The 10,340-nt window shown below is 68.2% G+C and carries 11 protein-coding genes, 1 pseudogene and 1 riboswitch; of the genes and pseudogenes, 6 read left to right on the forward strand and 6 right to left on the reverse strand.

Annotated features, from left to right (window positions below):
- The 6 genes and pseudogenes from Q8N10_RS00445 to Q8N10_RS00470 form a co-directional block, all read left to right on the forward strand.
- Positions 1–1,156, forward strand: a pseudogene (locus Q8N10_RS00445) (chromosome segregation protein SMC); the annotation flags it as partial.
- 178 nt (positions 1,157–1,334) lie between these two features.
- Complete coding sequence (locus Q8N10_RS00450; protein ID WP_304777423.1) at positions 1,335–1,688, forward strand: F0F1 ATP synthase assembly protein I; 354 nt, start codon at positions 1,335–1,337, stop codon at positions 1,686–1,688.
- Between the two features lie 16 nt (positions 1,689–1,704).
- Entirely contained in the window at positions 1,705–2,490 is a 786-nt protein-coding gene (locus tag Q8N10_RS00455; protein ID WP_304777424.1) for a F0F1 ATP synthase subunit A, read from the forward strand.
- 51 nt (positions 2,491–2,541) lie between these two features.
- On the forward strand, positions 2,542–2,766 hold the full coding sequence (locus tag Q8N10_RS00460; protein WP_293493770.1) for a F0F1 ATP synthase subunit C: 225 nt from the start codon (positions 2,542–2,544) through the stop codon (positions 2,764–2,766).
- 72 nt (positions 2,767–2,838) lie between these two features.
- Positions 2,839–3,453 (forward strand): hypothetical protein, encoded by a 615-nt coding sequence (locus Q8N10_RS00465; RefSeq protein WP_304777425.1) that lies wholly within the window; start codon positions 2,839–2,841, stop codon positions 3,451–3,453.
- Positions 3,453–3,956 (forward strand): F0F1 ATP synthase subunit B, encoded by a 504-nt coding sequence (locus Q8N10_RS00470; RefSeq protein ID WP_304777426.1) that lies wholly within the window; start codon positions 3,453–3,455, stop codon positions 3,954–3,956. The genes Q8N10_RS00465 and Q8N10_RS00470 overlap by 1 nt, the downstream gene beginning before the upstream one ends.
- An 87-nt stretch (positions 3,957–4,043) precedes the next feature.
- Here the strand turns inward: Q8N10_RS00470 and Q8N10_RS00475 are convergent, their stop codons facing one another.
- From Q8N10_RS00475 to argS, 6 genes are all read right to left on the reverse strand, one after another.
- The gene (locus Q8N10_RS00475; RefSeq protein ID WP_304777529.1) at positions 4,044–4,427 is read right to left on the reverse strand and encodes a PGPGW domain-containing protein; all 384 of its coding nucleotides are present in this window, start codon (positions 4,425–4,427) and stop codon (positions 4,044–4,046) included.
- 392 nt (positions 4,428–4,819) lie between these two features.
- Positions 4,820–6,403 (reverse strand): aminomethyl-transferring glycine dehydrogenase subunit GcvPB, encoded by a 1,584-nt coding sequence (gene gcvPB / locus Q8N10_RS00480; RefSeq protein WP_304777427.1) that lies wholly within the window; start codon positions 6,401–6,403, stop codon positions 4,820–4,822.
- The gene (gene gcvPA, locus Q8N10_RS00485) at positions 6,403–7,746 is read right to left on the reverse strand and encodes an aminomethyl-transferring glycine dehydrogenase subunit GcvPA (protein ID WP_304777428.1); all 1,344 of its coding nucleotides are present in this window, start codon (positions 7,744–7,746) and stop codon (positions 6,403–6,405) included. Before gcvPA ends, gcvPB begins: the two co-directional genes overlap by 1 nt.
- A 6-nt stretch (positions 7,747–7,752) precedes the next feature.
- Entirely contained in the window at positions 7,753–8,118 is a 366-nt protein-coding gene (gene gcvH / locus Q8N10_RS00490) for a glycine cleavage system protein GcvH (protein WP_304777429.1), read from the reverse strand.
- A gap of 12 nt (positions 8,119–8,130) precedes the next feature.
- Positions 8,131–9,243 carry a glycine cleavage system aminomethyltransferase GcvT gene (gene gcvT / locus Q8N10_RS00495; protein WP_304777430.1) on the reverse strand — a complete coding sequence of 371 codons (1,113 nt, stop codon included), beginning with the start codon at positions 9,241–9,243 and terminating at the stop codon, positions 8,131–8,133.
- A 155-nt stretch (positions 9,244–9,398) separates the two neighbouring features.
- Positions 9,399–9,489: riboswitch (glycine riboswitch) on the reverse strand.
- Positions 9,490–9,629: 140 nt separating this feature from the next.
- On the reverse strand, positions 9,630–10,340 hold a 711-nt coding region (gene argS / locus Q8N10_RS00500), incomplete at its 5' end, for an arginine--tRNA ligase (RefSeq protein ID WP_305663839.1).

Here is a 10,340-nt window from a genome sequence, read left to right on the forward strand (position 1 = left end):
CGCCATGGAGATCGAGGCCCGCGAGCGCGAGGGCCGCGCGCGGCGTCTGGAGAATCTGAGCCGCGACCGCGACGACTGGACCCGCCGGGCCCAGGGCGCCGCCAAGCGCCTGGACCAGCTGAGCGAGGCGCGCGCGAAGGCCAAGGGCCTGCTGGACAAGGCCCATGAGGCGCCGGCCACCCATCAGGACCGCTTCGAGAAGCTGCTGGACGAACTGGCCGCCGCCGAAACCCGCCGCGCCAAGAGCAGTGACGCCCTGGCCCAGGCCGAAGGCGCCCGCGCCGAGGCCGACCGCGCGGTCCGCGCCGGTGACGCCGCCGCCAGCCAGGCGCGTGAGCTGCGCGCCAGCCTGTCGGCGAAGCTCGAGGCCGCCGCCGAACGCCTGGCCGAGATCACCACCCAGATCCGCGAGACCGCGCGTGTTGAACCGGAAGACCTGGCTCGAAGTCTCGCCGACGCGGCCATCGCCATCCCCGGCGACGCCGGCGGCATGGAGGCCCACCTCTACAATCTGGAGCGCCAGCGCGACGCCATCGGCCCGGTGAACCTGCGGGCCGAGGAAGAGGCCGCCGAGCACGCCACCCGGCTGGAGACCATGCAGGCTGAGCGCCTGGACCTGACCGGCGCCATCGCCAAGCTGCGCCAGGGGATCGACGAACTGAACGGCGAGGGCCGCGAGCGCCTGGTGGCCGCCTTCGAGGTGATCAACGAGCACTTCAAGACCCTGTTCGAGAGCCTGTTCGAGGGCGGGGTCGCCGAGCTGCGGCTCGTCGAAAGCGACGATCCCCTCGAAGCGGGGCTGGAAATCTACGCCTGCCCGCCCGGCAAGCGCATGGCCACCATGAGCCTGATGAGCGGCGGCGAGCAGGCCCTGACGGCGGCGGCCCTGATCTTCGCGGTGTTCCTGGCCAACCCGGCGCCCATCTGCGTGCTGGATGAGGTGGACGCCCCGCTGGACGACGCCAATGTCGACCGCTTCTGCAACCTGCTGGACGAGATGCGCCGCCGGACCCAGACCCGCTTCATCGCCATCACCCACAATCCGGTGACCATGGCCCGGATGGACCGGCTTTTCGGCGTCACCATGGCCGAGCGCGGCGTGAGCCAACTGGTCTCGGTGGACCTGCGTCAGGCCGAGGCGATGGCGGCCCAGTAGTCCGGGTTTGAACGGGGCGGTATGCAGAGTCGCCGACACGTCAAGGAATCATCAGCGAAATCAGCAGTTTATGTAGGCATTTCCCTGCCTTGACGCATTCGGCCCGGCTCTATAGGTTCCGCGCGACTTGAAGCCCCGGCCGCGGCGGGCGTTGTCGTCGTCACTTAGGCCATAACGCATGCCGCAGCCGGAAAATTCGCGCGACGAGGAAATCAAGCGCCTCGACGAAAGGGCCGCCGCGCTAGAGGCGCGGACGGTCCAGACCCCGCGCGATTACGGTTCGCAAGCCGCCGGATACGGCTATCGCCTCATGGGCGTGCTGATCGGCGGCGTGTTTGTCGGACTGGGTTTCGGCGCCGGGGCGGACGCTGTTCTAAAGACAGCGCCTTGGGGGATGATTGTCGGCGTCCTCTCGGGCTTCGGTATTTCGATTTGGATGGCCGTAAATTCGGCTCAGCGGATGGCTGCCGAAGCGGCGGAAGAATGGGGGGCCCCAAAGGACCTCCCGGATTCCGACGACGAGGAAGATTAAAGGAGTTCGAGGCGGCATGGCCGACCCGATGCACCAGTTCGAGATCCACAAGGTCGTGGATCTCCCCGCTATTTCCGTTCCGGGTATTGGGGCGATCGACCTGTCGATCACCAATTCCACGGTCTCGATGCTGATCGCCGCGACTCTCGTCGTGGTGTTCTTCGCCGTCGCCACCGCCAAGGCCGCCATCGTGCCTGGCCGCATGCAGGTGATCGGCGAAGGGGTGTTCGGCTATATCGACGACCTTGTCGCCGGCATCATCGGCCCCGAGGGCCGTAAGTTCTTCCCCTTCGTGTTCACCCTGTTCCTGTTCATCCTGGCGATGAACGTGCTCGGGCTGTTCCTGGTGTTCACGGCCACCTCCCAGCTGGCGGTCACCGCCTCCCTGGCGGTCATGACCATGCTGCTGGTGATCGGCTACGGCGTGCTGCGCAACGGCGCGAACATGTACAAGCTGTTCGTTCCGGCCGGCATCCCCTGGTACATGCTGATCCTGGTCACCCCGATCGAGATCATCTCCTTCGTCCTGCGCCCAGTGACCCTGGCCCTGCGTCTGTTCGGCAACATGCTGGGCGGCCACGTGGCCCTGAAGGTCTTCGCGGGCTTCGTCGTCTCCCTGGGCGCCATGGCGGCTGGGGGCGGTCTGGGCCTGCTGGGCATCCCCGGCGCGGCCCTCTCGCTGGGCGGCGTCGTGGCGCTGACGGCGCTCGAGTTCCTGGTGGCCTTCCTCCAGGCCTTCGTCTTCGCAGTTCTGGCCTGCGTCTATCTCAACGACGTGGTCAACCTCGGCCATCACCACTGATCGCCGAACTCACCAACACCCTCTCTCAACCTACAAACGGGACTGAAAACTATGGACGCGGAATCGGCTAAGTACATCGGCGCGGGCCTCGCGACCCTCGGCATGATCGGCGCGGGCATCGGCGTTGGCACCATCTTCGGCCACTTCCTGGCGGGCGCCACGCGCAACCCGTCGGCCGCCGGCAGCCAGTTCACCAACCTGATCCTGGGCGCCGCCCTGACCGAAGCCCTGGGCATCCTGGCCTTCGTGCTCGGCCTGCTCATCCTGTTCTCCTAAGCCAAGATCCGCAGGGTGATGGGGACGCCTTCCCGGCGTCTTCAGCCTGCGTTTTAGGGACGTTCAAGCCTTATGGCCGCCGAGACCACATCACCGCCGACCGCGGACCTCCGCGACGGTCACACCGCCGCTGACGCTGCGCCGGGCCATGGCCCGGCCGGCACGACGGAAGTCGCCGCCCACGGCGCCGACAGCGGTGGCCTGCCTCAGTTCAAGTTCGAGTACTGGGGCGGCCAGATCGTCTGGCTCTTCCTGATCTTCGCCGTCCTCTACACCCTGCTGGCCAAGGTCTTCGTGCCGCGGCTCCGCAAGATCAAGGACGACCGGGCGGCCACCATCGCGGCCGCCGTCACCGAGGCCCGCAGCGTGCAGGCCGAAGCCGAGGCGCAAGCCGCCGCGGCTCAGGCCGAGATCGCCGAAGCCCACAGCCGCTCTCGCCGGCTCGCCTCCGACGCCAAGACCAAGGCGGCTTCCGACCTGGCGACCAGCCAGAAAGCGGAGGACGACCGTCTCCAGGCCCAGATGGACGAAGCCGAGACCCGCATCCGCGGGCTTCGCGACCAAGCCATGACCAATGTCCGTGGCATCGCCGCCGACACGGCCCAGGCCATTGTCGAGAAGCTGACCGGTCAGAAGCTGTCGACGGCCGAGGTCAATGCGGCCCTGGCCGCCCAAGGAGCCGTCTGATGCCCGCTTTCCTGAACCCCGCCGAAGCGGAGATGTGGGTCGGCGTCGGCCTGCTGATCTTCCTCGGCATCGTGATCTTCGGGGCCAAGGCGCCGAAGCTGATCAACGCCAACCTCGACGCCCAGAGCGCCAAGATCCAGTCCGACCTCGACGAGGCCGCCCGCATCCGTGAGGAAGCCCAGCGCCTGCTGGCCGAACTCAAGGCCGAGCGGATCCGCGCCGAGGCCCAGGCCAAGGAAATGCTGGCCGCGGCCGAGGAACAGGCCGCGCTCTACGCCGCCGACGCCAAGGCCAAGCTGGACGAAAGCCTGGCGCGACGCCAGCTGATGGCCGAACGCCGGATCGCCAACGCCGAGGCCCAGGCCGCCGCCGAGGTTCGCGCCGCCGCCGCCGACCTGGCTGTGGCCGCCGCCGAGGTGGTGCTCACCAACCGGCTCGCCGCCATGCGCACCGATCCCATGATCGACGGGGCGCTGGGGCAGCTGGCCACCAAGATGCAATAGGCTTGAGGCGGTCCTCCGCGGAGGACCGGTTCGACGCTTCTGAGCTAGAGAACCCCTCCTTCGCGGAGGGGTTTTTCGTTCCGGCGCCTAGCGGCGGCGGAAGCGGCGGCGGGTCTTGATCGCGAAGCGCAGCTTGCGCGGCACAATAAGACGCTCGATGCGCAGGACCTGCTGCCAGGACACCAGCAGGATTTCCGGTTCGCGACGCAGCAGCCGGCGGATGGGGAAGACCATCTTCGGGTGGGCATGCTGGAAGCGGACGAAGGTGCGGCGCGCCTTGAACGAATTGCGCAGCAGCAGCATCAATCCGACCACGATCACCGGCAGGCCGCCGGGGCCCGGCAGGGGCGCCACAGCGATTCCCGCCAGCACGATGACCACCCCGAGCGAAGCCAAGCCGACACGCACCAGCCGAGCCACCAGCTCGCGGGCCAATTCGTCGGAGGCGCGCAGGGCGCGCATGCTGGGCATGGCGTAGGACACTTTGGTTCAAACCAGGGGTTCTGACGCGCGCCTGTTCGGGGGAGGACAGGCGGTCGTCGTTAAGCGCATATGCGAACGCACAAGAGAGTCGTAAAGGCGACGTCCGCGTTAAATTTTAAGGTTTATGCTCATTTCGGGGATCGCGCGGCGCCGGAGCCACACTTTCCCCTGAGCCCAAACCCCGGCGAGCCAGGTTTGGCCGATCCGTCACCGGCGCGCGAAGCGGCGCGCACCAGAGATGGCGTAGGGCTAGATATTCAACCTGGAATGCGCGGCCCGCCCGATCTGGGGAGGTCGTTCGGCCACCGCGCTCAACAGGTATGAGAACCTGCGAGCGAATCGTAAAGGCTCGGGCGGGTTAAATTTTGTCCAGACCGCTGCTATTCAGCCGCCATTGGCGCCGGAGACACAGCTGTGGGCTCTGGGCGCCACGTCAACCGGGGCTTGCGAGCCGCCTGGGTCTCATCCAGGCGTCGCATCGGGGCGAGGTAGGGCGCGCCCGTGAACCGCTCGACGTCGCCGGCCTTGGCGGCCTGGGCCAAGAGGGTCAGGGCGTGGCAGAATCGGTCCAGCTCTTGCTTGGACTCCGTCTCCGTCGGCTCGATCAGCATCGCGCCATGCACCACCAGGGGGAAATACATCGTCATGGGGTGGAAGCCCTCGTCGATCATCGCCTTGGCGAAGTCGAGCGTGGTGACCCCGGTCCCTTCAAGCCAGCTGTCGTCGAACAGGGCCTCGTGCATGCAGGGCCCATCCGGGAAGGCGGGCGTCATCACCGGCGAGAGCTTGGCCTTGATGTAGTTGGCGTTGAGCACCGCATCCTCGGCGACCTGGCGCAGGCCATCGGTCCCGTGGCTGAGCATGTAGGCATAGGCCCGCACGAACATGCCCATCTGGCCGTGGAAGGCCACCATGCGGCCGAAGGTGTCGGCGGCCTCATCCTCCGCCTCCTCCACCAGCTTGAAGCCCTCGCCCGCGCTCACCACCCAGGGGGTCGGCGCATAGGGCGCCAGGGCCTCTGACAGCACCACCGGACCCGCACCGGGGCCGCCGCCGCCGTGGGGCGTGGAGAAGGTCTTGTGCAGGTTGATGTGCATGGCGTCGACGCCCAGGTCGCCCGGGCGAACCCGGCCGACGATGGCGTTGAAGTTGGCGCCGTCGCAATAGAAATAGGCCCCGGCCGCGTGGGTCAGGCGGGCGATCTCGATGATGTCGCGCTCGAACAGGCCGCAGGTGTTGGGATTGGTGACCATGATCGCCGCCACCTCCGGCGACAGCTTGGCCTCCAGGTCGGCCAGGTCGACCCGGCCGTCGGCGGTCTGGGCGATCTCGGTGACGTCATAACCGACAAAGGCCGCGGTTGCCGGGTTGGTGCCATGGGCGGAGGTGGGCACCAGGACCGTGCGGCGATGCCCCTGGCCCTTGGCCTCGTGAGCGGCCTTGATGGCCAGCAGGCCGCACAGCTCGCCGTGGGCGCCGGCCTTGGGCGACAGGGCGACGGCCGGCATGCCGGTCAGGGTCTTCAGCCAGTGGGCCAGCCGGTCCATCAGCTCCAGGGCGCCCTGGGTCGTCGACTGGGGCGCCATCGGGTGCAGGTCGCCGAAGCCGGCCAGGCGGGCCATCTTCTCGTTGAGCCGCGGATTGTGCTTCATCGTGCATGAGCCCAGCGGATAGAGGGCCAGGTCGATGGCGTGGTTCTTCTGGGACAGGCGCACGAAGTGGCGCATGGCTTCGGGCTCCGACAGTCCCGGCAGGCCGATAGGCGCGGTGCGGACCAGGTCGCCCAGGTCGGAGGCGTCCTCGTCGGGCAGCTCGAAATCGACGCCGGTCTTGTCCCAGCCGTCCATCTCGAAGATCAGGGCCTCGTCCTGCAGCAGCCCGCGGGCGCCGGTGAGCGAGGTGTGGGCGGAAGATGTCCCGGCGGCCTGGGGCTGGGTCGGGCGACCGATATTGGACATGGCCATCAGGCGGTCCTCCCCTTCAGAGCCTTGGCGAAGGCGGCGATATCATCCCGCGTCGTCGTTTCGGTGGCGGCCACCAGCAGCACGTCGTCCATCCCGGCCTTGGGGTCGAGGCGGCTGAAGGGCACGCCGGCCACCACGCCGTCGGCCAGCAGGGCCTCCACGACATCGGCGGCCTTGCCGGGGACCCGGATGGCGAACTCGTTGAAGAACCGCGGCGACAGGATCTCGACTCCCGGCACGGCGGCCAGCACCTCGCGCAGTTCACGGGCCCGGCTGTGGTTCAGGGCCGCAAGCTCACGCAGGCCGCGCTCCCCCAGCAGGGTCATGTGGATGGTGAAGGCCAGGGCGCAGAGGCCCGAGTTGGTGCAGATGTTGGAGGTCGCCTTCTCGCGGCGGATATGCTGCTCACGGGTCGACAGAGTCAGGACGAAGCCGCGGGCGCCTTCGGCGTCTACGGTTTCGCCGCAGAGCCGGCCCGGCATCTGGCGCACGAACTTCTCGCGGGCCGCGAAGAGACCAATATAGGGACCGCCATAGTTCAGGCCGACCCCGATGGACTGGCCCTCCCCCACGGCGATGTCCGCGCCCATCTCGCCGGGCGACTTCAGCAGGCCGTAGGAGACCGCCTCGGTGGTCACCACGATCAGCAGGGCTCCGGCGGCGTGGGCGGCTTGCGCGATCTTGCTCACGTCGGTGACGACGCCGAATACGTTGGGGGTCTGGACCACCACACAGGCGGTCTCCGCGTCGATGGCCGAGAGCACGTCGGCCTCGGCGTCGATGGCCACGGCCTGGCGGGTGATGTCCATGCCCTCGGCATGGGCGATGGTCTGGGTGACCGCCGCATAGTGCGGATGCAGGCCGCCCGACAGCACCGCCTTCTTCCGGCGGGTGACCCGCTGGGCCATCATCACGGCCTCGGCGCAGGCGGTGGAGCCGTCGTACATCGACGCGTTGGCCACCTCGAGCCCGGTCAGGGCCGCCACCTGGGTCTGGAATTCGAACAGCACCTGCAGGGTGCCCTGGGCGATTTCCGGCTGGTAGGGCGTGTAGCTGGTGAGGAACTCAGACCGCTGGATGATGTGGTCCACCGTCGCCGGCACATGGTGCTTGTAGGCCCCTGCCCCGCAGAAGAACGGCCCCGCCCCGGCCGGACGATTCCTGGCCGCCAGGGCCGAAAGAGCGCGCTCCACCTCCATCTCGCCGGCATGCAGCGGCAGGTCGAAGAGGTCGGCCTTGCGGGCGGCGTCGGGGACATCGACGAAGAGGTCGTCGATGGTGGCCGCGCCGATGACGCCGAGCATCTCGGCGCGGTCGGCCGGGGTCAGGGGCAGGTAACGCATGGGTGCTTACAGGGTCCCGAGATAGGTTTCATAGGCGTCGCGGTCCATCAGGGCGTCATACTGGCCCTTGTCGGCGATCTTCAGCTTGGCGAACCAGCCGCCGGACTCCGGCGTGGCGTTGACCGTCTCGGGCGCGTCGCCCAGCTCGGTATTGGCCTCGACCACCTCGCCCGAGATGGGGGCGTAGACGTCCGAGGCCGCCTTCACGCTCTCCACCACCGCCAGGCCGTCGCCGGCCTTCACGGTCTTACCCACGTCGGGGGTCTCGACGAACACCACGTCGCCCAGTTGTTCGGCGGCGTAGGCGGTGATGCCGATGGTGGCCACGTCGCCCTCGAGGACGACCCACTCATGATCCTTGGTGAAACGCATCAGGTGATCTCCTCAGATCTTGCGGACGTAGCGATGGGGAACGAAGGGCATGCGCACGACCTCGGCGGCCTGCGGCTTGCCCCGGACGATGACTTTCAACGGGGTTCCCAGCGCGGCCAGGGCCGGCGGCACGAAACCCATGGCGATGGGATAGCCCAGGCTGGGGGAGAACCCGCCCGAGGTGATGACGCCGACCACGGCGCCGGCGCCGTCGGCGATTTCCGCGCCCTCGCGGGCCGGGGCGCCTTCCAGCACCCGCAGGCCGACACGCTTGCGCGACGGGCCGTCGGCGAGCTCCTTGGCGATGCGCGCGGCTCCGGGGAAGTCTCGGGCCTCGCGGCGCTTCACCGAGACGGCGAAGGCGAGGTCGGCCTCGATGGGGCTGACGGTCTCGTCAACGTCATGTCCGTAGAGCGGCAGGCCGGCCTCCAGGCGCAGGGAGTCCCGCGCGCCCAGACCGATGGGCCGCACGCGCTCGTCCTCCAGCAGCAAGTTCCAGATCGCCTCGGCCAGATGGGCCGGCACGGAGATCTCGTAGCCGTCCTCGCCGGTGTAGCCCGAGCGTGAAATGAGGATGTTGGTCCCAAAGCCCGGCATGGCGCGCGAGTCCATGAACACCATGCGCTGGGCGGCGGGCAGGTGGCGGCCGATGACGGCGGCGGCTTCGGGCCCCTGGATCGCCAGCAGGGCGCGGTTCTCGAGACGTTCGATCGTGACCTGGCCGGCCAGTTCATTGTCGATGACCTTGAAGTCGTTGTCCTTGCAGGCGCCGTTGACCACAACGAACAGACCGTCATCGTCGGGCCGGGCGGCCATCAGGTCGTCGATCACCCCGCCCTTCTTGTTGAGCAGGACCGAGTAGCGCTGCTTGCCGGGCTTCAACCCGATGAAATCGCCGGGAGTGATCTCCTCGAAGGCCGAGAGCGGCGAGACGCCGCGCAGCCGGGCCTGGCCCATGTGGGAGACGTCGAACAGGCCGGCATGCTCCCGGGTCCAGAGATGCTCCTTCAGCACGCCGTCCTTGTACTGGACCGGCATGGAATAGCCCGCGAAGGGCACCATGCGCGCGCCGGCGGCCACGTGCGCGGCGGCGAGCGGGGTGGTCTTCAGGGCTTCATCGGTCACGCATGAGACTCCGGCTGACGATTGCAGACGCCGACGGAAAAGCTCCGCCGTCGCCCTGCCCCCGCTGTCCTTGGACCTGAGAGATTTCAGGCGGGAGACCCCACCCTTGCTCCTTCGGCGAGCGGCCTGTCAGGGCCGCTACTTTCCAGCGTTCATCAGCCTTCGCGGTCCGTTTGCCTGAGCGTTTCCGGGGCGGTTGCGCCTTCGGCTCCGGGCTCGGGGCCCGGTCTCTCCCGCGAGAGTCGAGGCGGAACCTGTTCGAAGGGGGAGCGCGAGTCAATGCGGGAAGTCGCGGAGGCTCAAGACCATCGGGACTTGGTGTGGAGGGGGCGCCGAAGAGAGCCTCTGCGCTGACCGCTCCCCCAGAGGGGGCGCCTCCTTCTCGATTACATCCGGGCCGGCGCGGCGATGCCCAGCAGGTCCAGAGCCTGCTCCAGCTGGCGCAGGGTGGTCTCCGCCAGGGCCAGGCGCGACGACCGGGCCACCGGTTCGGCGATGAGGATCGGACAGGCGGCGTAGAAGCGGCTGAAGGCCTGGGCCAGCTTGAAGGCGTGCTCGGCCACGAAGTGCGGCGCGCGCTTCTCATAGGCGTCGGTGAGCGCCTGATCGAAGGCGTCCAGCAGCAGGACGAGGTCCCGCTCGGCCGGATCGGACACGGTGATCGGACCGGTGGCGACACCCTGATCGGCCGCCTTGCGCAGCAGGGATTTCACGCGGACCGCCTGGTACAGCAGATAGGGGCCGGTCTTGCCCTCGAAGCTGGAGAAGCGGTCGAGGTCGAAGACGTAGGAGGTGCCGCGGAAGTTCTGCAGGTCGGAAAATTTCAGGGCGGCGACGGCCACCTTGCCGGCGATGTCCTCGAACTCGGCGGGGGCCATGTTTTCGCCAAGCCCGGCCTCGTGCAGGCGTTCGCGGGCCTTGGCGCGGGCCATCTCGATCAGGTCGCCAAGCTTGAGGACCCCGCCCTCGCGGGTCTTGAAGGGCTTGCCGTCGGTCCCGTTCATGGTGCCGAAGCCCACGTGCAGAAGCTGGCCCTCAGCGGCGTATCCCGCCAGGTAGGCCGCGCGGAACACGGTCTCGAAATGGTCGGCCTGGCG

Origin of the sequence: Phenylobacterium sp. (assembly GCF_030693625.1) — a bacterium.
GTDB classification, from domain to species: domain Bacteria; phylum Pseudomonadota; class Alphaproteobacteria; order Caulobacterales; family Caulobacteraceae; genus Phenylobacterium; species Phenylobacterium ferrooxidans.

Bases quoted from the DNA above. Each gene is read 5' to 3' on its own strand.
- Q8N10_RS00470 (WP_304777426.1), top strand. From the start codon at position 3,453: ATGCCCGCTTTCCTGAACCCCGCCGAAGCGGAGATGTGGGTCGGCGTC.
- Q8N10_RS00450 (WP_304777423.1), top strand. From the start codon at position 1,335: ATGCCGCAGCCGGAAAATTCGCGCGACGAGGAAATCAAGCGCCTCGAC.
- Q8N10_RS00455 (WP_304777424.1), top strand. From the start codon at position 1,705: ATGGCCGACCCGATGCACCAGTTCGAGATCCACAAGGTCGTGGATCTC.
- Q8N10_RS00460 (WP_293493770.1), top strand. From the start codon at position 2,542: ATGGACGCGGAATCGGCTAAGTACATCGGCGCGGGCCTCGCGACCCTC.
- gcvPB (WP_304777427.1), bottom strand. From the start codon at position 6,403: ATGGCCATGTCCAATATCGGTCGCCCGACCCAGCCCCAGGCCGCCGGG.
- Q8N10_RS00465 (WP_304777425.1), top strand. From the start codon at position 2,839: ATGGCCGCCGAGACCACATCACCGCCGACCGCGGACCTCCGCGACGGT.
- gcvH (WP_304777429.1), bottom strand. From the start codon at position 8,118: ATGCGTTTCACCAAGGATCATGAGTGGGTCGTCCTCGAGGGCGACGTG.
- gcvPA (WP_304777428.1), bottom strand. From the start codon at position 7,746: ATGCGTTACCTGCCCCTGACCCCGGCCGACCGCGCCGAGATGCTCGGC.
- Q8N10_RS00475 (WP_304777529.1), bottom strand. From the start codon at position 4,427: ATGCCCAGCATGCGCGCCCTGCGCGCCTCCGACGAATTGGCCCGCGAG.